18 protein-coding genes and 1 pseudogene are annotated in these 20948 nt (G+C 72.2%); 7 read left to right on the top strand and 12 right to left on the bottom strand.

The window, feature by feature from the left end:
• Nucleotides 1-107: 107 nt before the first annotated feature.
• The 3 genes from ACH4SL_RS11380 to ACH4SL_RS11370 are packed head-to-tail and all read right to left on the bottom strand — an operon-like array spanning nucleotide 108 to nucleotide 4654.
• A complete protein-coding gene (locus ACH4SL_RS11380; protein WP_398443767.1) occupies nucleotides 108-923 on the bottom strand; it encodes an HAD family hydrolase in 816 nt (271 codons plus the stop codon).
• Nucleotides 920-3457, bottom strand: a complete 2538-nt coding sequence (locus ACH4SL_RS11375) for a phosphoribosyltransferase (protein WP_398443765.1) — start codon at nucleotides 3455-3457, stop codon at nucleotides 920-922. The genes ACH4SL_RS11380 and ACH4SL_RS11375 overlap by 4 nt, the downstream gene beginning before the upstream one ends.
• Nucleotides 3458-3478: 21 nt before the next feature.
• Complete coding sequence (locus ACH4SL_RS11370; protein WP_398443763.1) at nucleotides 3479-4654, bottom strand: HpcH/HpaI aldolase/citrate lyase family protein; 1176 nt, start codon at nucleotides 4652-4654, stop codon at nucleotides 3479-3481.
• Between the two features lie 250 nt (nucleotides 4655-4904).
• Between ACH4SL_RS11370 and ACH4SL_RS11365 the strand changes: the two genes are divergently transcribed.
• The gene (locus tag ACH4SL_RS11365; RefSeq protein ID WP_398443761.1) at nucleotides 4905-5870 is read left to right on the top strand and encodes a TerD family protein; all 966 of its coding nucleotides are present in this window, start codon (nucleotides 4905-4907) and stop codon (nucleotides 5868-5870) included.
• Nucleotides 5871-5898: 28 nt separating this feature from the next.
• Here ACH4SL_RS11365 and ACH4SL_RS11360 read toward each other — a convergent pair whose 3' ends face one another.
• The 6 genes from ACH4SL_RS11360 to ACH4SL_RS11335 all read right to left on the bottom strand — a co-directional run bounded on the left by ACH4SL_RS11360 (nucleotide 5899) and on the right by ACH4SL_RS11335 (nucleotide 10235).
• On the bottom strand, nucleotides 5899-6630 hold the full coding sequence (locus ACH4SL_RS11360; protein WP_398443759.1) for a Tellurium resistance: 732 nt from the start codon (nucleotides 6628-6630) through the stop codon (nucleotides 5899-5901).
• A 90-nt stretch (nucleotides 6631-6720) separates the two neighbouring features.
• Nucleotides 6721-7887, bottom strand: a complete 1167-nt coding sequence (locus tag ACH4SL_RS11355; RefSeq protein ID WP_398443757.1) for a DUF475 domain-containing protein — start codon at nucleotides 7885-7887, stop codon at nucleotides 6721-6723.
• A 59-nt stretch (nucleotides 7888-7946) separates the two neighbouring features.
• Complete coding sequence (locus ACH4SL_RS11350) at nucleotides 7947-8522, bottom strand: TerD family protein (RefSeq protein WP_398443755.1); 576 nt, start codon at nucleotides 8520-8522, stop codon at nucleotides 7947-7949.
• Nucleotides 8523-8592: 70 nt separating this feature from the next.
• Nucleotides 8593-9168 (bottom strand): TerD family protein, encoded by a 576-nt coding sequence (locus ACH4SL_RS11345; RefSeq protein ID WP_398443753.1) that lies wholly within the window; start codon nucleotides 9166-9168, stop codon nucleotides 8593-8595.
• Between the two features lie 71 nt (nucleotides 9169-9239).
• On the bottom strand, nucleotides 9240-9716 hold the full coding sequence (locus ACH4SL_RS11340) for a peroxiredoxin (RefSeq protein WP_398443751.1): 477 nt from the start codon (nucleotides 9714-9716) through the stop codon (nucleotides 9240-9242).
• Between the two features lie 78 nt (nucleotides 9717-9794).
• On the bottom strand, nucleotides 9795-10235 hold the full coding sequence (locus ACH4SL_RS11335) for a DUF3052 domain-containing protein (RefSeq protein WP_398443749.1): 441 nt from the start codon (nucleotides 10233-10235) through the stop codon (nucleotides 9795-9797).
• Between the two features lie 395 nt (nucleotides 10236-10630).
• On the opposite strand from ACH4SL_RS11335, the gene aceE reads away from it, so the two are divergent.
• Entirely contained in the window at nucleotides 10631-13378 is a 2748-nt protein-coding gene (aceE, locus tag ACH4SL_RS11330) for a pyruvate dehydrogenase (acetyl-transferring), homodimeric type (protein ID WP_398443747.1), read from the top strand.
• 165 nt (nucleotides 13379-13543) lie between these two features.
• Nucleotides 13544-14239, top strand: a pseudogene (locus ACH4SL_RS11325) (DUF4429 domain-containing protein); the annotation flags it as partial.
• Between the two features lie 28 nt (nucleotides 14240-14267).
• On the opposite strand, the gene ACH4SL_RS11320 reads toward ACH4SL_RS11325, so the two are convergent.
• Entirely contained in the window at nucleotides 14268-15284 is a 1017-nt protein-coding gene (locus ACH4SL_RS11320; protein WP_398443744.1) for an aldo/keto reductase, read from the bottom strand.
• The gene (locus ACH4SL_RS11315; protein WP_398444104.1) at nucleotides 15284-15751 is read right to left on the bottom strand and encodes a MerR family transcriptional regulator; all 468 of its coding nucleotides are present in this window, start codon (nucleotides 15749-15751) and stop codon (nucleotides 15284-15286) included. The genes ACH4SL_RS11320 and ACH4SL_RS11315 overlap by 1 nt, the downstream gene beginning before the upstream one ends.
• Before the next feature lie 61 nt (nucleotides 15752-15812).
• Here ACH4SL_RS11315 and ACH4SL_RS11310 point away from each other — a divergent pair, with 61 nt between their 5' ends.
• Nucleotides 15813-16628, top strand: a complete 816-nt coding sequence (locus ACH4SL_RS11310) for a serine hydrolase domain-containing protein (protein ID WP_398443742.1) — start codon at nucleotides 15813-15815, stop codon at nucleotides 16626-16628.
• A gap of 211 nt (nucleotides 16629-16839) precedes the next feature.
• On the opposite strand, the gene ACH4SL_RS11305 is transcribed toward ACH4SL_RS11310, so the two are convergent.
• The gene (locus tag ACH4SL_RS11305) at nucleotides 16840-17550 is read right to left on the bottom strand and encodes a pirin family protein (RefSeq protein WP_398443740.1); all 711 of its coding nucleotides are present in this window, start codon (nucleotides 17548-17550) and stop codon (nucleotides 16840-16842) included.
• 97 nt (nucleotides 17551-17647) lie between these two features.
• Here ACH4SL_RS11305 and ACH4SL_RS11300 point away from each other — a divergent pair, with 97 nt between their 5' ends.
• The 3 genes from ACH4SL_RS11300 (at nucleotide 17648) to ACH4SL_RS11290 (ending at nucleotide 20936) form a co-directional block, all read left to right on the top strand.
• On the top strand, nucleotides 17648-18853 hold the full coding sequence (locus ACH4SL_RS11300) for a PucR family transcriptional regulator (RefSeq protein WP_398443738.1): 1206 nt from the start codon (nucleotides 17648-17650) through the stop codon (nucleotides 18851-18853).
• An 83-nt stretch (nucleotides 18854-18936) separates the two neighbouring features.
• Nucleotides 18937-19899 (top strand): ACP S-malonyltransferase, encoded by a 963-nt coding sequence (locus ACH4SL_RS11295; protein ID WP_398443736.1) that lies wholly within the window; start codon nucleotides 18937-18939, stop codon nucleotides 19897-19899.
• Nucleotides 19896-20936 carry a ketoacyl-ACP synthase III gene (locus ACH4SL_RS11290; protein WP_398443734.1) on the top strand — a complete coding sequence of 347 codons (1041 nt, stop codon included), beginning with the start codon at nucleotides 19896-19898 and terminating at the stop codon, nucleotides 20934-20936. Before ACH4SL_RS11295 ends, ACH4SL_RS11290 begins: the two co-directional genes overlap by 4 nt.
• Nucleotides 20937-20948 lie beyond the last annotated feature (12 nt).

Raw genomic sequence — 20948 nt, 5'->3', positions numbered from 1 at the left:
GCCACTTGCTGCCAGTCCCGCGACCTTCCGCCGGTGGGTGGCTTGTCGCGCAGTTCTCCCCCAGGCTCCGCCCGGGAGGTGCCCCCACGCGCCCCTGGTTGTCGCCCTCACACGTGCGTCAAAAACTCCCGGAGGATCTGTTCGCCGGCCGCTACGCCCGCTGTCGGGAGGGGGGTGACGGTCGGGGCGGTCCAGCCGGTGTCGGAGAGTTCGCCGTGGGCCGGGGTCCAGCCGGCGTCGGCGGCCAGGAGGAGGTCGACGTCCAGGAGGGAGTCGCCGGCGGCCAGGATGCGGTCGGCGCCCGCGCGGCGGACGACCTCGGCCAGCGCCGCGCTCTTGGACAGCGGCCGGGGCACCGCGTAGATCTTGCGGCCCTGGAGGGACACCGTCCAGCCGAGCGGTTCGGCCCAGGCGGCGAGTTCCTTGACCCATCCGGCGGGGAGCCGTTCGCGGTCGACGACCAGGTAGCAGAAGAGGTCCTCGGCGATCCGCTCCTTGCGCAGCCACTCGGGGTCGGCGGTCGCGGCCAGGTGCGCGCGCACCTCGTCGAGCGGGGCGGAGCCGTCGGCGAGCCGGCGCCGCATCTCGGCGTTCCAGTCGTGGTCGGTGCGCCCGTTGACCAGCAGGTGCCCGCCGTTGGCGCAGATCGCGTAGCTCGGCGTCGCGCCGGGCAGGCTGATCCGGCGGTACTGCTTGCGGGTGCGGGTGGTGGCGGGCACGAAGCGCACGGCGTCGGAGAGCTCGGCCAGCAGGCGCGAGGCCGCCTCGGTCATGAAGGACAGCGGCCGGCTCTCGTGCACCTCGACGCACAGCAGCCGCGGGGCCTGCTCGTCGGGCATGCCCAGGGCGAGCGCGGCGGCCGAGTAGATGAGGGTGCGGTCGAGGTCGCTCGCGACGATCGTCCGGCTGTAGACGCGGTTCACCGGCTGGTCACCGCCTTGCCGTCGGTGCCGGTCGCGCCGCGGGTGTAGCGCGGGTGGATGAGGCCGACGCACGAGTACGGCAGGTCGTCGGTCTCCTCGACGGGCACCCCGCGCTGCTCGGCGAGCAGGCGTACGTGGTCGAGGTCGGCGCCCGCGCCGCGCGAGGCGAGGATCTTCCACGGGACGCGCCGCAGCAGGACGCGGGTGGTCTCGCCGACGCCGGGCTTGACGAGGTTGACGTCGCCGATGCCGTACTCCTCGCTGATCCGCTCGACGGCCGCCCAGCCCTCCCATGTCGGGGAGCGGTCCTGCGCGCGCAGCGCCTTGACGTCCTGGGCCACGTCGTCGCCGACCTCGTCGAAGGCGGCGGTGACGGTGTCGAGGAAGAGCGCGGAGACGTCCGAGCCGGCCAGCTCGCGGTAGAACTTGGCGCCGTGGAATTCGCCGGGCCCGACGAGGTCGGCGCGCAGCACGGTGCGCGAGACGAGGCCGGAGACGGTGGAGTTCAGGCACGCGGACGGGATCAGGAAGTCGTCGCGGGTGCCGTACGTGGACACGCAGCCGCCGGGGTCGGCGAGCACCGCGATCTCCGGGCGGAAGCGGGCGAACTCGGGGAAGGCGCCGATGGCGTCGGCGAGTTCGCGGGTGATGGCGCCCTTGCCCGTCCAGCCGTCGACGAAGACGCAGTCGGCCGGGTCGTGGTGGGCGGCGAGCCAGCGCAGCGCGGCGGGGTCGATGCCGCGGCCGCGGACGATGGAGACGGCGTAGTGCGGCAGCTCCAGGCCGTGCGCCTGCCGGGCCCAGCGGCGCATCAGCACGCCGACCGGGGTGCCGGCCCGGGCCAGCGACACCAGGACGGCGCCGGGCCCGCGCTCGGCGAGCACCAGCTCGGTGACGGCGCCGACCGCGCGGGCGATGCGCCCGGCGGAGGTCTCCAGGGCGGCCCGGAAGAGATCCTGGTAGGCGGCGCTGGGCTGGTATTCGACCGGCAGCGACTCGGCGTAGTGGGCGCCACCGCTCTGGATGGCCTCCTCGCGCTCCTCGGTGGGCGCTTCGAGCTGCACGTCGGACAGGTCCTTGAGCAGCCAGCCCACCTCGTCCGCGGCGTACGAGCCGAAGGCGGGGCCGCGCAGCGGTCCGGGGGTTGCACTCATCAGGCCGTGGTTTCCGTTCGGTCGGGAAGGGGCGGGCTCGTGGGTGGGGACGACGGCGAGCAGCACCGCGCCGGTGTGCGGGGCGAGCCGGGCGAGCAGGCCGCCGGGCGAGTGCAGGGCCGGGGTGTCGCCCGCGGAGTCGGTGACGCACACGACGGCGTCGAAGCCGGCCCCGGCGACGTTGTACGCGTACCGCTCGCGCGAGCCGTCGTCGGCGGGGTCGTCGTGCGCCGGGAAGACCAGCCGGCTGCGTATCGCGTAGCCGGGGTCGTCGACGGCGAGCACGGGCGAGCGGGTGGTCGTGGAGAAGTACGCCTCGACGCCGACGCTCTCCGGGGAAAGCCCCTCGGCGCCCTCCTGCGCCCCCGCCGGCGCCCCGCCGGGCGCGTACGCCTCCAGGGCCTGCGCGAGCCGCAGCGGCGCGTACATCAGCTCCTCGGTACCGAGTACGAGCACCCGGCGCGCGTCCGCGGGCAGGGCGCGGGCGAGGCGGCGGCCCATGGCGGGCAGTGCGGCCTCCAGCGCGGCGCGGTGCGCGGGCAGGAAGCCGTGCCGGCCCCCGTCGGGCACCCCGGCGGGCCAGTCCAGCTCGACGCGCCGGACCTCGGCGGCGGGGGCGGCGGCCGGGTCGGGCGCGGCGGGCGTCAGCTCGGCGACGAGGGCCTGGGCGTCGGCCAGCACGCCGTCCGGCAGCGTGACCGTCCCGGCGGCCAGGGACAGCACGTCGACCCGGGCGCCCAGCTCGGCGGCGAAGGCGGTGAGCCGGGCGTGGTCGGCGGGGCCGCGCATGTCGGTGAGGGCGACGACGACGTAGTGCCCGCGCGGGTGGCGGGCGTGCAGGTCGCGGATCGTGTTGAGCACCGTCTGCCCGGTGGAGAATTCGTCGTCCACGAGCACCAGCGGACCCGTCCCGGCCAGCAGCGCCGGGTCCTCGGGCAGCAGCAGGTGGCCGGTGGCGTGGCTGTGCTCCTCCTGGAAGGCGCCGCCGGAGGCGAGTCCGGGCACCTCGCGGCGGGTGGAGTGCAGGTACGGCACGGGCCCGACGCCGTCGGCGACGGCGTGCCCGAGCCCGGTCGCGGTCTCGGCGTAGCCGACGACGACGGCGCGCGCGGCGTCCTGCTCGCCGAGCAGCGCGCGGACCCGCAGGCCGAGGTCGCGGGCGTGCCCGTAGACCGTGCCGGGGCGCTGCGGGACGTGCTTGCCGAGCACGTGGGAGACCAGCAGGTGGGCGCGCTTGGGGTTGCGGCGCAGGGCGAGGCCGAGCAGGCCGGGCAGGCCCTCGCCGTGCAGGGCTATACCGAGCCGGTCGGCGACCCACTGGCCGGTCCAGGGGGCGGCGTCCGCGGCGGGGCGGGGGCGGTTCTCTCCGGTGAATTTCATGTCTCGTACAAGGATGCCTGGTCAGGCGGCGGGAACACAGGCCGCGAGGAGTTCGACGAAGCTGATGCTCTCGCGCGCGACGCCGAAGGCCTCGGCCCGCAGCAGGGTGCGCTCGGCCCAGGCGCGGTGCGGTTTGACCTCGTTCATCTTGTTCGTGTAGGCGGAGCGCAGCACTCCGCCGCCGCTGCGGTCCTGGTGCAGGATGTCGGCGGCGTCGCTGTACTCCTCGTGCGTGACGACGTTCAGCGCGTGCACGATCGGGACGTGGGTGGGGTGGATGCAGGTCTTGCCCTGGAGGCCGTTGGCGCGGTCCAGTTCGATCTCGCGCAGCAGCCCGTCCATGTCCCGCTCCAGCAGCGCGGCGCGCAGGTCCTCGGACTCGCCCTCGGCGAAGGGGCTGCGGCGCAGTTGCGGTTTGAAGATGCGCTCCTGGTGGCGGAAGTACTCCCAGACCGGGCCGGTCACGGTGAAGCCGGAGCCGTCGGCGCGGCCGAGGACGTTGACGACGTCGGCGATCACCGAGGCGACGATCCGCACGTCGTACGCGGTCATGGCGGGCCCGCGGCGGATGCCGTAGGAGGAGCAGAAGTCGGTGACGCCCAGCCGCAGCGCGAGCACCCGCTCGCGGTACTTGTCGACGGTGCGGGATATGCCGTTGAGCGCCTCGACCCGGGTCTCCAGGTGCATCAGCTCCGGCGACTCCAGCACGGGCATGGCGAACAGCCGGCGCCCGCACGCGGCCTCGGCGGCGGTGAGCGCCTCCAGGAAGGGGACGCCGGTCTCCTCGGTGAACTTCGGCAGCACGAAGCCCGACAGCAGCGCCACGCTGTCGCCGAGCCGGGTGGTGAGGTCGGTGATCTGCCAGGGGGTGCGGACCCGGATGAAGAGCAGCGGAAGGGCGCCGGCCGTGTCGGGGCGCTCGGCGAGGTCGCGGAAGTGCCGGACGATGTTGGCCTCGCCGGCCTCCACGTCGCGGTCGTCGATGGAGTCCTCCAGGCACAGCACCATGGACACGACCCCGCGCGCGGCCTGCTTCAGCACGTCGTCGGCGAGGGTGGGCCTGGTCGCCGGCGAGTAGAGGGTCGCGCCGAGGGCCACCGCGAGCATCGCCGCGGGCGAATCGGAGGTGAATTCCCGTGGCTCGATGTGAAACAGCTCCTGCCGCGTTTCGGCGGCGAGGTGGCCGAAGTGTCGCATGGCGCCCCCTTTCCAGGTACGGGTCACATGATGGGCCGAGAGGACATCTGGCCGATTATCGTACGAGCGAGCATGCACGAGACGTTCCCTCCGTACGTGAAGAACACGTAACCACCGCAGGTCGGCGGGGTGACCCGGAGGATCCCACCCACCGTACGGCGGGGGCCGGGGCCGCGGAAGCGCCGCCGCGGGGGCCCTCGGGCCCGTCCGGCGTTGTGGGGCGGCCCGCCGGAAGGGCAGGATGGCGGGCATGACGCACGTGATGGTGAAGGGCTCGAACGTCCCCCTCGACGCCCCCGGCATCCGCGCGGTGCTGCGCTGGAGCCCCGGCAGCGGAACACCCGACGTGGACGCCTCCGTGCTGCTGCTGGACCGCGGCGGCAAGGTGCGCTCGGACGCCGACTTCGTCTTCTACAACGCCCCCCGGCACCCCTCGGGCCTGGCCCGCCACCTGCCCAAGCACCGGGTGGCCGAGGGCCTGACCGACACCGTCGAGGTGGATCTCGCGGCGCTGGACCCCACGGTCGAGCGGGCGGTCGTCGCCGCCTCCTGCGACGGCGGGCCCTTCCGGCTGGTCCGCGACCTGTGCGTGCTGCTGTACGACACCTCCGCGCCCGGCGGCCCGCCGCTGGTGACCTTCGACGTGCGCCCCGACACCGGCGCCGAGACCGCGCTCAACTGCGGCGAGCTGTACCGCAAGGACGGCGGCTGGAAATTCCGCGCGGTGGGGCAGGGCTACGCGTCCGGCCTGGTGGGGCTGGCGACCGAGTTCGGCATCACGGTGGACGACGCGGCGGAGGAGGCGGCCGGGCCCGCGGAGGGCGACACCGCCGCGGCCCAGGCCCCCGCTCCGGCGCCCGCCCCCGCGCAGAGCCGACCGCCGCAGCCGCCGAGCCCGTCGCAGGTGCAGACCCGCCCGCACGCCGCGCCCTCGCCCGACCCGTCCAGCGCGTACGGCTACCCGCTGCCCGCGCCCGCCGTCGGCCATGTCCCCGCGCAGCCCGCGTACGGCTACCCGCAGCCCGTCGCCGCCGCCCCGCCGGTGGCCCCGCCCGTGACCGCGCCCCCGCCGCCGCCCGCCGCGCCGCCGGTGCACCAGCAGCCGCAGGGCGGCTACCCGGCGTACGGCTACCCGCAGCCGGTGGCCGCCTCCGCGGTGGGCGGCCCGGCCTTCGTACTGCCCCCGCAGGGGCCGCAGTTCCAGCCGCAGCGCTGAGCCGCGGCGGTACGGGCAGGCGCCGCGGTCAGAGCTTGGACTTGTAGCCGCGGCCCCACTGCAGGCCCCAGCCGTAGAGCCGGTCGATCTCGGCCTGGAAGCCGTAGACGTACTTCACCTCGCGGCGCACGGTCAGCTCGCCCTTGACGTTCTCGATGAGCACCACGGCGCACGAGCGGGCCTGCGGCTCGCGCTCGTTGAGCGGGATCTCGATGCGCGGGCCGGAGCCGGGGAAGATCTCGACCTTGGCGTGCGCGCGGTCGAAGGCGGGCGTGCCGTCGTAGATGTAGACGAAGACCAGCAGCCGCTTGAACTCGTCGCGCTTGTCGAAGTTGATGTAGAGCGTCTCGCCGGAGGTGCCGCCGAAGCGGTCGTCGCCGCTCATCTGGATGTACGGCGGCGCGTCCAGGTCGCCGTGGAATTCGCCGAGCGGCTGCACGACGCCCTTGCTGCCGTCGGCCAGCTCGTACATGCACGCCAGGTCCAGGTCGACGTTGACCATCGCCGGGCCGGCCGCCTGGACCACCCGGGGCCGGAAGACGTCGAACTGGCGGCGCAGGAAACCGCGGTCGTCGGTCGCCCAGCTGCCGGTGTCGGAGGTGCGCATCGACCAGGACAGGTTGACCCGCATGTTGCCGACCGCCGCGCCCTGCTTGCTCAGCGACACCACCGGATGCCGCTTGGTCAGCTCGACCGTGTGCGCGTTCGCCATGTCGAACTGCCCCGCGCCGGTCGGCCGGAAGAAGTCCCGCCACGCCATTGCCGCCACCCCTCCGTAGCCGTAGCTCCCCCCGCACGTGCCGCTGCCCCCGCCGGGCGGCGGGGGCAGCGGGACGTCACGGGCGACCGGTCACACGCCGGTCGTGACTTCCGTCTTGTCGTCGTCCGCCGACTGGGAACCTTCCCCGAGACGGCGGTTGCGTACCACCGACGACCAGTACGACGCCGCGATCAGGACGACGCCGACGAGACCGGTGACGACCTCGCTGATGTCGTACTTGATGGTGGCCAGCAGGATGAAGGCCAGCGCGCCGATCGCGTAGTGGGCGCCGTGCTCCAGGTACACGTAGTCGTCCAGCGTGCCCTTGCGGACCAGGAAGACGGTCAGCGACCGGATGTACATCGCGCCGATGCCGAGGCCGAGCGCGATCTCGAAGATGTCGTTGCTGATGGCGAAGGCGCCGACGACACCGTCGAAGGAGAACGACGCGTCGATGACCTCCAGGTAGAGGAACATGAAGAACGCGGCCTTGCCGGCCAGCCCCGCCACCTGCCCGGCGGTGGGACCGCTCTTCTTCTCGGCAGCCGCGCCCTCGGCCTCGCCGTCGCCGTCCTCGTCGTCTTCCTCGTCCTCCTCGATGCGCTCCTCGAAGAAGCCGGAGACGCCCCCCACGACGAGATACGTGATGAGGCCGCCGACACCGGCGAGCAGCACCGTCTCGGCCTTGTCGATCTCACCGTGCCCGCCGTGCACCGGCACGCCGGTGGCGACCGTGGTGCCCGCGATCACCAGCACGACGAGCGCGATGACGACCGAGAGCATGTCCAGCTTGCCGAGCTTGGCCAGCGGCCGCTCCAGCCAGCCGAGCCAGGTGATCTCGCGCTCCTCGAAGATGAAGTCGAGGAAGATCATCAGCAGGAACATCCCGCCGAAGGCCGCGATGGCCGGGTGGGCTCCGGTGACCAGCGCCTCGTAGCGGTCGTGGTCGTTGATCGCGACCCTGACCGCTTCCCACGGGCTCAGCTTCGCGGTGATCGCCACGATGATGATCGGGAAGACCAGCCGCATGCCGAAGACGGCGATGAGCACGCCCACCGTCAGGAACATCTTCTGCCAGAAGGCGTTCATCTTCCGCAGGATGCCCGCGTTGATGACGGCGTTGTCGAACGAGAGCGAGATCTCCAGGACCGACAGGATCGCTACGATCGCGAGTCCGTGCCACCCCCAGAGGACGCCGGCCAGGGCGAGGCCGGCGGCAGTGATGCCGAACGACCAGCCGAATGTTCTGAGGAGCACGTGCTTCCCACCCAATCCTTGTGACCTATGACCACGAGGTCCCCCGCACCGTGCGGGCTTTACGAAACGTTGACCCCGAAGTCTAGGGCGATCCCGCGCAGACCGGAGGCGTACCCCTGGCCTACCGCACGGAACTTCCACTCCCCGCTGTAGCGGTACAGCTCGCCGAAGATCATCGCCGTCTCGGTCGACGCGTCCTCGGTCAGGTCGTAGCGGGCCAGCTCGGCTCCGTCGCTCTGGTTCACCACGCGGATGTACGCGTCGCTGACCTGTCCGAAGGTCTGCGCACGGGCGTCCGCGTCGTAGATCGACACCGGGAAGACGATCTTGTCGACGCGCTCCGGGACGAGCGTCAGATCCACCAGGATCGTCTCGTCGTCGCCGCCGCTGCCGCCGGTCAGATCGTCACCCGTGTGCTCGACCGAGCCCTCCGGACTCTTCAGATTGTTGTAGAAGACAAAGAACTCGTCCCCCAGCACCCGGCCGTTTCCGCACAGCAGCGCGCTGGCGTCCAGGTCGAAGTCGGCGCCGGTGGTCGAGCGGGCCCGCCAGCCCAGGCCGATCTGCACCCGGGTGAGATTCGGCGCGGCCTTGGAGAGGGAGACGTTGCCTCCCTTGGCCAATGTGACGCCCATGGTGGTCCTTCCCCCTAGGTCGGTGCTCTGTCGCTGCTGCTCGTCGCTGTCGTCCGGCCGCCCGGACCGGTCAGACGTTGACGCCGAAGTCCTGCGCGATGCCGCGCAGACCCGAGGCGTAGCCCTGGCCGATGGCGCGGAACTTCCACTCCCCGCCGTGCCGGTAGAGCTCGCCGAAGACCATCGCCGTCTCGGTCGAGGCGTCCTCGGTCAGGTCGTAGCGGGCCAGCTCGCGCTGGTCGGCCGCGTTGAGGACGCGGATGTAGGCGTTGCGCACCTGGCCGAAGCTCTGCTGGCGCTGCTCGGCCTCGTAGATCGACACCGGGAAGACGATCTTCACCACGTCGGCCGGCACACCCGCGAGGTTGACGTTGATGACCTCGTCGTCGCCCTCGCCCTCACCGGTGAGGTTGTCCCCGGTGTGCTCGACCGAGCCGTCCGGGCTGCGCAGGTTGTTGAAGAACACGAAGTGCTGGTCCGACAGCACCTTGCCCGCCTCGTTCGTGAGCAGCGCGCTCGCGTCGAGGTCGAAGTCTGATCCGGTGGTCGTGCGCGCGTCCCAGCCGAGACCGACGACGACCGCCGTGAGATTGGGCGCCTCCTTGGTCAGCGAGACGTTGCCACCCTTGCTCAGGCTGACTCCCACGAGTCCTCCCCATCGGTTCGCGTGTATACGTTCGTACGACCGGGCGATTCACCCGGTCAACGAGGTCGAGCTTAGTGACCCGCTCCCGTCGACCGCACTGCTTCCAGCGCCTTTACGTAGTCGTGAAGGTCCCGCGCGTCCGGCAGTCCGTTCACCACGGACCAGCGGACCACGCCTTCACGGTCGATCACGAACGAGCCGCGCAGCGCGCACCCCTTGTCGTCGTCGAAGACGCCGTACGCCCGCGAGGCGTTGCCGTGCGGCCAGAAGTCGCTGAGCAGAGGGAAGGCGAAGCCTTCCTGGTCGGAGAACATCCGCTGCGCGTGCATGGAGTCGCACGAGACGGCGAGCAGTGCGGTGTCCTCCTGCTGGAGGGCGTCCAGCTCGCGCTGGAGGGCGTGCAGCTCGCCGCTGCACACGCTCGTGAAGGCGAACGGGTAGAAGACCAGCACCACGTTCTTCTCCCCGCGGAACTCTCCGAGGGTGACCGTCCGACCGTGCTGGTCGGGCAGCGCGAAATCCGGCGCCGGCCGGTCGGTCATGCTCATGCGCCCTCCTGGCGGCGCCCGGCGAAACACGAATAGCCCGGCGGCGGGGAAGCCGCACCGCCGGGTGAGCCGGGAAGGCTACCGCTTGCCGGCCTTCGCCGTCTTCGGGGTCACGAGACGGGTGCCCGTCCAGTCCTTCGCGGCGTTGACGCTGCTGGTCTGGGCGAGGCCCGCCGTCTTCGCGGCCTCGCCGATCTCGCTGGGCTCGACGTGGCCGTCACGGCCCGTCTTGGGCGTCATGAGCCAGATCGGGGACCCGTCGTCGACCGTCGAGGTCGCGTCGACGAGCGCGTCGGTGAGGTCGCCGTCGTCCTCGCGGAACCACAGCAGGACGGCGTCGGGCACGTCGTCGTACTCCTCATCGGCGAGCTCCTCGCCCGTGAGCTCCTCGATACCCTCTCGAAGCTCCTGGTCGGTGTCCTCGTCGTACCCGAGCTCCTGGACCACCTGTCCGGGCTCGAAACCAAGCCGGCTCGCCGGGTTGGTCCGCTCCTCCGCGTGGTCCGCGGTCGCGCTCACGCTTTGCCTCCTGTCATGGGGTGAGCCCGCGCGCACGCGGACTTATTGGCGGTAGTCCACACGGGCGCGGCGGATCGCGCAAGTACCCGGCGTACGAGACCGCCGAAACGGTGACGATTCGACCGTGTCGCCGCAACCCGTACTCCCCATGGTGACGCAGCTCACGACGGTTTGCCGGTGTTACGCACGATTGGCGCCGCCAGTCGGTCGTACGTCCGAGTGGGCGTAGAGTTCGCGTTTGGCCGCGGGTGGGACCCGGCCGAATCGCCGCAGTCCCGGATGTTCCGCGGTTACCACTGGGTAGAGATGACGTTTGACGCGGGGCGGTCCACGATGGATGCGGCGCGACCCCGCGGTGCACAACGGGCACCCCCACCGAGCAGCAAAGGAACAGCGTGGCTTCCGCATCCGATCGCAACCCGATCATCATTGGCGGCCTTCCGAGCCAGGTCCCGGATTTCGATCCCGAGGAGACGGCGGAATGGCTGGACTCGCTGGACGCGGCCATCGACGAGCGCGGCCGTGAGCGGGCCCGCTACCTGATGCTGCGGCTCATCGAGCGCGCCCGCGAGAAGCGCGTCGCGGTGCCCGAGATGCGCAGCACCGACTACGTCAACACGATCGCCACCCGGGACGAACCGTTCTTCCCCGGCAACGAGGAGATCGAGCGGCGCATCCTCAACGCCACCCGGTGGAACGCGGCCGTCATGGTGTCGCGCGCGCAGCGCCCCGGAATCGGTGTCGGCGGCCACATCGCGACCTTCGCGTCCTCGGCCTCGCTCTACGACGTGGGCTTCAACCACTTCTTCCGCGGCAAGGACGACGGCCGCGGCGGCGACCAGATCTTCTTCCAGGGCCACGCCTCGCCCGGCATCTACGCCCGCGCCTTCCTGCTCGACCGGCTGACCGAGGCCAACCTCGACGCCTTCCGCCAGGAGAAGTCGAAGGCGCCCAACGGGCTGTCGAGCTACCCGCACCCGCGGCTGATGCCGGACTTCTGGGAATTCCCGACCGTGTCGATGGGCCTCGGCCCGCTCAGCGCGATCTACCAGGCCCGGATGAACCGCTACATGCACGCGCGCGGCATCGCCGACACCTCCGCCTCGCACGTGTGGGCCTTCCTCGGCGACGGCGAGATGGACGAGCCGGAGTCGCTCGGCCAGCTGTCCATCGCCGCCCGCGAGGGCCTGGACAACCTGACCTTCGTCGTCAACTGCAACCTGCAGCGCCTCGACGGCCCGGTACGCGGCAACGGCAAGATCATCCAGGAGCTGGAGTCGCAGTTCCGCGGCGCCGGCTGGAACGTGATCAAGCTCGTCTGGGACCGCTCCTGGGACCCGCTGCTCGCCCAGGACCGCGACGGCCTGCTCGTCAACAAGATGAACACCACGCCGGACGGCCAGTTCCAGACGTACGCCACCGAGTCCGGCGGCTACATCCGCGACCACTTCTTCGGCAGCGACCAGCGGCTGCGCAAGATGGTCGAGAACCTCACCGACGAGCAGATCCTGCACCTCGGGCGCGGCGGCCACGACCACCGCAAGATCTTCGCCGCCTACACCGCCGCGATGGAGCACAAGGGCCAGCCGACGGTGATCCTCGCCCAGACCATCAAGGGCTGGACGCTCGGGCCGAACTTCGAGGGCCGCAACGCGACCCACCAGATGAAGAAGCTCACCGTCGACGACCTCAAGCGCTTCCGCGACCGGCTGCACCTGCCGATCACCGACAAGCAGCTCGACGAGGGCTACCCGCCGTACTACCACCCCGGCCGGGAGTCGGAGGAGATCCAGTACATGCACGACCACCGCAAGGCCTGCGGTGGGTACGTGCCGACCCGGGTGGTGCGCGCCAAGCCGCTGCCGCTGCCGGGCGACAAGGCGTACGCGGCGGCGAAGAAGGGCTCGGGCGCCCAGGCGATCGCCACCACGATGGCCTTCGTCCGGGTGCTGAAGGACCTGATGCGGGACAAGGAGATCGGCAAGCGCTTCGTGCTGATCGCGCCCGACGAATACCGCACCTTCGGCATGGACGCGTTCTTCCCGAGCGCGAAGATCTACAACCCGCTGGGCCAGCAGTACGAGTCGGTGGACCGCGAGCTGCTGCTCGCCTACAAGGAGTCGCCGACCGGCCAGATGCTGCACGACGGCATCTCCGAGGCGGGCTGCACGGCCTCGCTCATCGCCGCGGGCTCGGCCTACGCCACGCACGGCGAGCCGCTCATCCCGGTCTACGTCTTCTACTCGATGTTCGGCTTCCAGCGCACCGGCGACCAGTTCTGGCAGATGGCGGACCAGCTCTCCCGCGGCTTCGTGCTCGGCGCCACCGCCGGCCGCACCACGCTCACCGGCGAGGGCCTGCAGCACGCCGACGGCCACTCCCAGCTGCTGGCGTCCAGCAACCCCGGATGCGTGGCCTACGACCCGGCCTACGGGTACGAGATCGCGCACATCGTGCAGGACGGCCTGCGCCGGATGTACGGGGAGACGGCGGACGGGCAGCCCGGCGAGGACGTCTTCTACTACCTGACGGTCTACAACGAGCCGATCCAGCACCCGGCCGAGCCCGCCGACGTGGACGTCGAGGGCATCCTCCAGGGCATCCACCGGGTCGGCGCCGCGCAGGCCGGGGCGATCCCGGCGCAGATCATGGCGTCCGGCGTGGCCGTGCCGTGGGCACTCCAGGCCCAGCGCATCCTCGCCGAGCAGTGGAACGTGGCGGCCGATGTGTGGTCCGCGACCTCCTGGAACGAGCTGCGGCGCGAGGCCGTCGCCGTCGAGGAGCACAACCTGCTGCACCCCGAGGAGGAGCAGCAGGTGCCGTACGTGACGCGCAAGCTCACCGGCGCCGAAGGGCCCTTCGTGGCCGTCTCGGACTGGATGCGCGCGGTGCCGGACCAGATCGCCCGCTGGGTGCCGGGGCGGTACACCTCGCTGGGCGCGGACGGCTTCGGCTTCGCCGACACACGCGGGGCCGCACGGCGCTTCTTCCACATCGACGCCGAGTCGATCGTGCTCGCCGTGCTGACCGAGCTGGCGCAGGACGGCAAGGTGGACCGGTCGGTGCTCAAGCAGGCGGTGGACCGCTACCAGCTGCTCGACGCGGCGGCGGCCGACCCCGGCGCGGCCGGCGGCGACGCCTGACCCGCACTCCCCCGGAGCCCCGGGCGGCCGGTGGCCGCCCGGGGCTCCGGCACGCCCTGGGCGACCCGCTGCTCCTGCGTCACCCGGGAGGACGCGCGCCCGTCCGCGTAACGGGCCTGCACCGTGGGGCAGAGGGTTGGACCGATTACGCATAGGGTGACGCGTATGGGCGATGTGCTGGCCGGCAGCAATGCCGTATGGGAGTTCGAGCCCGACGCCGTGGTGATCCGGTACAGCCGGAGCGCGGGCCGCAACGCGCGGCTGCTCACCGCGCTGCGCGAGCGCCGGATCCCGCACGCCGCGCTGGAGGCGGTGGAGCTGGAGGCGGGCCGCCGCGGCCATGTGGTGCTGCGGGCGGTGCCGCGGGCGGGGGCGGACCCGCTGGTCGAGGCGGCGGGCGGGCAGCTCAAGGAGACCGCTGACCCCTACCGGCTGATCCTGCCGGACTCCTCGGAGACCCTCGCGGAGTTCTACCGCGACGAGCTACGCGCGGTGATCGCCGGACCCGGCGAGCCGCTGGGCCGCTTCCTGGTGGACGCGCCCGCGCCGCCGCTGGCCTTCAAGGCGTACGACGCGCGGGCGCTGTTCGACGGCCGCACGGTCACCTTCCGCTGGTTCTGGACGGGCGCGTCGACCGCCAAGTGGAAGGCCGGGGACCAGAGCTTCCCGGTCGAGGAGCTGCGCGGCGTCGACTGGCGCTCACCGGAGCTGCTGCACGGCTACCTGCGGCTGCTGCGGCGCGACGGCGGGCCCCAGCCGGGCGAACCCGACCAGGACCCGGCCGCCGTGCTGTTCGGTCTGGGCTACGGCCCGGTGCAGGAGTCGCTGCCCTTCGCCGCCGCGGTGCTCGCGGCGATCCGGGGGGCCCGCGTCCGGCCGTAGCACGCGGCTACTCGCGCGCGTCGGACGTGCTGCTCATGTCCGGGTAGCGGTCGCCCGCCACCTGCGCGGCGATCGGCTCCAGCTCGGCCAGCTCGGCCTCGTCCAGGGCGATACGGGACGCCGCGACGTTCTCCAGCACGCGGGAGGCCTTGCGGGTGCCGGGGATCGGCACGACCGTGAGGCCGTGCACCCGGGCCCGCGAGTGCACCCACGCCAGCGCGATCTGGCCGACCGTCGCGTCGTGCGCCTTGGCGATCCGGCGGACCGGCTCCAGCAGCTCCGCGTTGCGCCGGGCGTTGTCGCCGGTGAAGCGCGGCTGGTGGCGGCGGAAGTCGTTCGCCGCGAGGTCGGCGGTGGCGTCCTGGAAGGAGCCGGTCAGGAAGCCGCGCCCGAGCGGGGAGTACGGCACGAAGGCCACGCCCAGCTCGGCCGCCGCGCCGACCACCGACTTCTCGACGTCCCGGCTGAAGAGCGACCACTCCGACTGCACCGCGGCGATCGGGTGCACCGCGTGCGCCTCGCGCAGCTCGGGGCCGGTCACCTCGGACAGCCCGAGGTGGCGCACCTTGCCCGCGGCGACCAGCTCGGCCATCGCGCCGACCGACTCGGCGAGCGGCACGTCCGGGTTGCGGCGGTGCATGTAGTACAGGTCGATGACGTCGATGCCCAGGCGGCGCAGGCTCGCGTCGACGGCCTGCCGGATGTAGGGCGGGTCGTTGCGGATGGCCCGGTAGGTCGGGTCGTCCGCGCGGCGCTCGTTGGCGAACTTCGTCGCGAGGGTGACCTCGTCGCGGTGCGCGGCGAGGAAGGGCGCGAGGAATTCCTCGTTGGCACCGATGCCGTACATGTCGGCGGTGTCGAAGAGGGTCACTCCCGCGGCCAGCGCGGTCTCCAGCGTCTCGCGGGCGGCGGCCTCGTCGGTGTCGCCGTAGAACTCGCTCATGCCCATGCAGCCCAGGCCCTGGACACCGACCGGCGGGCCGTCCGCGCCCAGCCGTACCGTCTCGATCCGTCCGGCAGCCATCACGCACCTGTCCTCTCCGGCGCCGCCTCGGCGCCCGCGTACGTACTGATCTTGTGGTCGAGCACCGTCAGGGTGTCCTGCAGCTCGGCGATCCGCGCGACGACGTCCACCCGGGTCGCCTCCAGCAGCGCCTTGCGCTGCGCGAAGGTCCGCTCCCCGGCCTTCACCATCTCCGCGTACGTGACCATGTCGGCGACCGGCATACCGGTGAGCCGCAGCTTCCCGACGAAGGCCAGCCAGTCCAGATCCCGGTTGCGGAAGCGGCGCTGCCCGGTGTTCGAGCGGTCCACGTGCGGCATGAGCCCGATGCGCTCGTACCAGCGCAGCGTGTGCGCGCTCAGCCCGGTCAGCTCGGCGACCTCGCTGATCGTGTACTGGTCCCGCCCGTCGGGTCTCGGGTACGGCGGGGGCGGCGCGCACACCGCGGCCGGGGGTGCTTCCTGCTTCACCATCTGGACGACCGTCATGGTCTCCACGCTAAGACCTTGGAGTGCACTCCAAGCAAGTACAGCCTATTAGGCTCGCCGCATGGAGAGCCTGGGGATGATCGCGCAGTGGCCGGTACCGAACGCGGCAGCGGTCGTCGTACGCAGGGACGGTACGGTCGCGGGCGCGTACGGCCCGCAGGACCGGCCCTTCCCGCTGGCCTCGGTGACCAAGCCGCTCACCGCCTACGCGGTGCTCGTCGGGTACGAGGAGGGCGCCTTCGAGCTCGACGACCCCGCCGGGCCGGACGGCTCGACCGTACGCCATCTGCTCGCGCACACCTCGGGCCTGGCCTTCGACGAGCACCGGGTCATGGCCGCGCCGGGCACCCGGCGGATCTACTCCAACGCGGGCTTCGAGGTGCTCGGCGAGACCGTCGCGAAGGCCGCGGGGATGCCCTTCGCCTCCTACCTCGACGAGGCGGTGCTGCGGCCGCTCGGCATGACCGCCACCACCCTGCCGGGCTCCCCCGGCGCGGGCGCGGTCTCCACCGCGGCCGACCTCGCCCGCTTCGCGGCGGAGGTCCAGGCCCCGCGCCTGCTCCACCCCACGACGGTGGCCGCCGCGACCGGCGAGGTCGCCTTCCCCGGCCTGCGCGGCGTCCTCCCCGGCTACGGCATGCAGTCCCCCAACGACTGGGGCCTCGGCTTCGAGATCCGCGCGACGAAATCCCCCCACTGGACGGGCGCCCTCTCCTCCCCCGCGACCTTCGGCCACTTCGGCCAGTCCGGCACGTTCCTGTGGTTCGACCCGGCGGCAGGGCTGGCCTGCGCGGCCCTGACCGACCGCGACTTCGGTCCCTGGGCAATCGACGCGTGGCCGCGCTTCACTGACGCGGTGCTCGCCGGGAACGCCTGAGGGGGGTGCCCCTTGCCCCTGTCGGGCGAGTGCGGATGCATCGTGGCTGGTAGCGCAGTTCCTCGCGCCCCTGGTTTGTTGCCCTGCGCGGCAGAAGCGAGCCCTTACCGCGCAGGGTGAGCGTTTTTAGGGGCGCGGGGAACTGCGCGACAAGCCCCCACCGGCAGAAGGTCCCGCGACGGCGGAACGTGGCAGCCCGGAGGGCTGGGCCTCAGCCGAAGGAAGGCTCCGCGTTCATCGCCCAGTAGACGTATTCCGCGGGGCCCGGGGTGCTGAGGGCGGCGGAGGGCTCGTCGGTGAGGCGGGCGGCGTCGCCCGGGGAGAGTTCGGCTCCGTCGAGCCGTACGGTTCCGCGGAGTACGTGGACGTAGCCGAAACGGGCGGGTGGGAGGGGCACCTCGTCCGGGGCGGTGGGGCGGCCTGCCCAGAGGGTTGCGGCGGGCTGGCGCAGGGGGAGCGGGGCGGCGGGGTCGGCGCCGGCGAGGAGGGTGAGGCCGGGGCCCCGCGGCACGGGCGCGGTCGCGGCGGCGTACACGGGGGGCGCCCCGAAGTCGCCGGGGTGCAGCCACATCTGGAGGAAGCGCAGCGGCCCGGCCCCGGCGTTGGCCTCGATGTGCCGCACCCCCGAGCCCGCGCCCAGCAGTTGCGCGTCCCCCGCCCCCAGCCGTACGACGCGCCCCGACGCGTCCCGGTGCTCCAGCGAGCCCTCGGCGACCCACGTCACGATCTCCGTGTCGCGGTGCGCGTGCTCGGCGAATCCGGCGCCCGGCGCGAGCCGCTCCTCGTTGCAGGCCACGAGCAGCCCGAAGCGGACGTTGCCGGGGTCGTAGAAGCCGGAGAAGGAGAAGGCGTGCCGGGTGTCGATCCCGGCGGCCTCGTCACCACCGCGGTAGCGGTCCGCGGCCCGCCGTACGTCGATCATGCCGCCACCGTAGCGGCAGGCCGGACAAGGGGGCGGTAAAGCCCACGAACAGGCATCCGGCGAAAGGCGGGAAATCGGACCCCATAGGCTTGGCCACGTGCCGCATGCCTCTCAGTCTCCGCAGCCCCCCGCCGAACCCGGCCGCGGGGAGCACTCCGCGACGCTGCGCCGGCTGGAGAAGTCGGCGGGGCGGCTGGCCGCCAACGCCATCGCCCGGATGGACGAGTCGCTGCCCTGGTACCGCGCGATGCCGCCGGAGAACCGCTCCTGGATCGGCCTGGTCGCCCAGGCGGGCATCGCGGCCTTCACCGAGTGGTTCCGGCACCCCGAGGCGCCGCAGGCGATCAGCACGGACGTCTTCGGCACCGCGCCGCGCGAGCTGACCCGGGCGATCTCGCTGCGGCAGACCGTGGAGATGGTGCGGACCACGATCGAGGTCATGGAGGCCGCGATCGACGAGGTCGCGGCGCCCGGCGACGAGGCGGTGCTGCGCGAGGCGCTGCTGGTGTACGCCCGCGAGATCGCCTTCGCCACCGCGCAGGTCTACGCGCAGGCCGCGGAGGCGCGCGGCGCGTGGGACGCCCGGCTGGAGTCGCTGGTGGTCAACGCGGTGCTGTCCGGCGAGGCGGACGAGGGCGTGCTCTCCCGCGCCGCGGCGCTGGGCTGGAATTCGCCGGACAAGATCGTGGTGGTGCTGGGCACCGCGCCCAACGGCGACAGCGAGCTGACGGTGGAGGCGATCCGGCGGGCGTCCCGGCACGCGAAGCTGCAGGTGCTGACCGGTGTGCTGGGCGAGCGGCTGGTCGTGGTGGCGGGCGGCTCGGACGATCCGCTGCGGGTCGCGAAGGCGCTGATCGGTCCGTTCGCGCCCGGCCCGGTGGTGGCGGGCCCGGTGGTCGGCGACCTGCTGTCGGCGACCCGGTCCGCGCAGGCCGCGGCCGCGGGCCTGCGGGCCTGCCAGGCGTGGCCGGACGCGCCGCGGCCGGTGTCGTCGGACGATCTGCTGCCCGAGCGGGCGATGGCCGGCGACCGTACAGCCCGCGAGCAGTTGGTGGAGGAGATCTACAGGCCGCTCGAAGAGGCGGGTTCGGCGCTGCTGGAGACGCTGAGTGTCTATCTGGAGCAGGCGTCTTCGCTGGAAGGGGCCGCGCGGATGCTGTTCGTGCACCCCAATACCGTCCGCTACCGGCTGCGACGTGTGACCGATGTCACCGGCTGGTCACCCTCCGATGTGCGCTCGGCGTTCACCCTGCGCATTGCCCTGATCCTCGGCCGGCTCTCCGACAGCGAGCGCCCACACTGAGGGTTTGTTGGACACCCACAAATCACCTCACAGTTCTTGGTCCCTGTCCCCACGGGCGTCGGACCCCGTCGGCGAGAGAGAGTGTGAACGTGCTCGTACTCGTCGCTCCCGGCCAGGGCGCACAGACGCCCGGCTTCCTCGCCCCCTGGCTCGAACTGCCCGGCGCCGCCGACCGCCTCGCCGGGTGGTCCGCCGCGGCCGAACTCGACCTGGCCCGCTACGGCACCGAGGCCGACGCGGACGAGATCCGCGACACCAAGGTGGCGCAGCCGCTGCTGGTGGCCGCCGGTCTGCTGTCCGCGGACGCGCTCGGTGTCACACCGGGCATGCTCGCCGGACACAGCGTCGGCGAGATCACCGCTGCCGCGCTCGCCGGTGTGATCCCGGCGGACGACGCGATCGCCTTCACCGCCGCCCGCGGCCGGGCGATGGCCGACGCCGCCGCCGTGACCGCGACCGGCATGTCAGCGGTCCTCGGCGGTGACCCCGACACGGTGCTGGCCCACCTCGACTCGCTGGGCCTGACCCCGGCGAACATCAACGGGGCCGGGCAGATCGTCGCCGCGGGCACCCTGGAGCAGCTCGCCGAGCTGTCCGCGAACCGGCCGGAGAAGGCGCGGGTCATCGCGCTCAAGGTGGCCGGCGCGTTCCACACCGCCCACATGGCCCCCGCGGTCGCCGCGCTGGAGGCGCTCGCGCCGAAGTTGGCCGTAAACGACCCGTCCGTCCCGTATGTTTCCAACGCCGACGGGCAGACCGTCAACAGTGGCGCCGAGGTCGTACGCCGGCTTGTCGCTCAGGTGTCCAACCCGGTGCGCTGGGATCTGTGCATGCAGACGTTTCAGGAGCGCGGCGTCACCGCGATCATCGAGGTCTCGCCCGGTGGCACCCTCGTGGGGCTCGCCAAGCGGGCGCTGCCCGGGGTCCGGACGCTGGCGCTGAAGACCCCCGAGGACCTGGAAGCGGCCCGCGAGCTGATCGCGGAGGACGCCGCAGCCGCGGCCGCATCCGAAGCACCCGCCGAACAGGAGCCGTTGCAGCGATGACAGCGAAGATCAGCCCCAGCAAGGGCTCCCCGTACGCGCGGATCCTCGGTGTGGGCGGCTACCGCCCCAGCCGGGTGGTGCCCAACGAGGTGATCCTGGAGCGTATCGACTCCAGCGACGAGTGGATCCGGTCGCGGTCCGGCATCGCCAGCCGGCACTGGGCGGGCCCGGAGGAGACCGTCGCGGAGATGTCGCTCGCGGCGGGCGGCAAGGCCGTCGCCGACGCCGGGATCAGCGCCTCGGAGATCGACGCCGTCGTCGTCGCGACCGTGTCGCACTTCAAGCAGACCCCGGCCGTCGCGACCGAGATCGCGCACCGCCTCGGCGCGGGCAAGCCGGCCGCGTTCGACATCTCGGCGGGCTGCGCGGGCTTCACGTACGGCCTGACCCTCGCCAAGGGCATGGTCACCGACGGCACCGCGAAGTACGTGCTGGTGATCGGTGTGGAGCGGCTGAGCGACCTGACCGACCTGGAGGACCGCGCGACGGCCTTCCTGTTCGGCGACGGCGCGGGCGCGGTCATCGTCGGCCCCTCCCAGGTGCCCGCGATAGGCCCGACGGTGTGGGGCTCGGAGGGCGACAAGTCCGAGACCATCAAGCAGACCGTGGCGTGGGACCGCTTCCGCGCCGACGCCGACGAGTCCGAGCCGCTGCCGCTGGACTCGACCGGCAAGGTGAAATTCCCGGCCATCACCCAGGAGGGCCAGGCGGTCTTCCGCTGGGCCGTCTTCGAGATGGCCAAGGTCGCCCAGGAGGCGCTGGACGCCGCCGGGATCACCGCCGACCAGCTGGACGCCTTCATCCCGCACCAGGCGAACATGCGGATCATCGACTCGATGATCAAGGCGCTCAAGCTGCCCGACCATGTCGCGGTCGCCCGCGACATCGAGACCACCGGCAACACCTCCGCCGCCTCCATCCCGCTCGCCATGGAGCGGCTGCTCGCCACCGGTGCGGCCAAGAGCGGTGACACCGCGCTGGTCATCGGCTTCGGGGCGGGTCTGGTGTACGCGGCAACGGTGGTTACTCTCCCCTAGTCACACCCTCGC

It is taken from the genome of Streptomyces sp. NPDC021020, from assembly GCF_044333285.1.
GTDB lineage: Bacteria > Actinomycetota > Actinomycetes > Streptomycetales > Streptomycetaceae > Actinacidiphila.
Note: the sequence above shows the minus strand (reverse complement) of the source record. Positions and strands in the feature narration are given on the sequence as shown.

Coding starts and splice junctions, on each gene's coding strand:
- ACH4SL_RS11350 (WP_398443755.1), bottom strand. CDS start 8,522: ATGGGCGTCACATTGGCCAAGGGAGGCAACGTCTCCCTCTCCAAGGCC.
- ACH4SL_RS11290 (WP_398443734.1), top strand. CDS start 19,896: ATGACAGCGAAGATCAGCCCCAGCAAGGGCTCCCCGTACGCGCGGATC.
- ACH4SL_RS11340 (WP_398443751.1), bottom strand. CDS start 9,716: ATGAGCATGACCGACCGGCCGGCGCCGGATTTCGCGCTGCCCGACCAG.
- ACH4SL_RS11310 (WP_398443742.1), top strand. CDS start 15,813: ATGGAGAGCCTGGGGATGATCGCGCAGTGGCCGGTACCGAACGCGGCA.
- ACH4SL_RS11305 (WP_398443740.1), bottom strand. CDS start 17,550: ATGATCGACGTACGGCGGGCCGCGGACCGCTACCGCGGTGGTGACGAG.
- ACH4SL_RS11375 (WP_398443765.1), bottom strand. CDS start 3,457: ATGAAATTCACCGGAGAGAACCGCCCCCGCCCCGCCGCGGACGCCGCC.
- ACH4SL_RS11365 (WP_398443761.1), top strand. CDS start 4,905: ATGACGCACGTGATGGTGAAGGGCTCGAACGTCCCCCTCGACGCCCCC.
- ACH4SL_RS11360 (WP_398443759.1), bottom strand. CDS start 6,630: ATGGCGTGGCGGGACTTCTTCCGGCCGACCGGCGCGGGGCAGTTCGAC.
- ACH4SL_RS11315 (WP_398444104.1), bottom strand. CDS start 15,751: ATGACGGTCGTCCAGATGGTGAAGCAGGAAGCACCCCCGGCCGCGGTG.
- ACH4SL_RS11320 (WP_398443744.1), bottom strand. CDS start 15,284: ATGGCTGCCGGACGGATCGAGACGGTACGGCTGGGCGCGGACGGCCCG.
- ACH4SL_RS11370 (WP_398443763.1), bottom strand. CDS start 4,654: ATGCGACACTTCGGCCACCTCGCCGCCGAAACGCGGCAGGAGCTGTTT.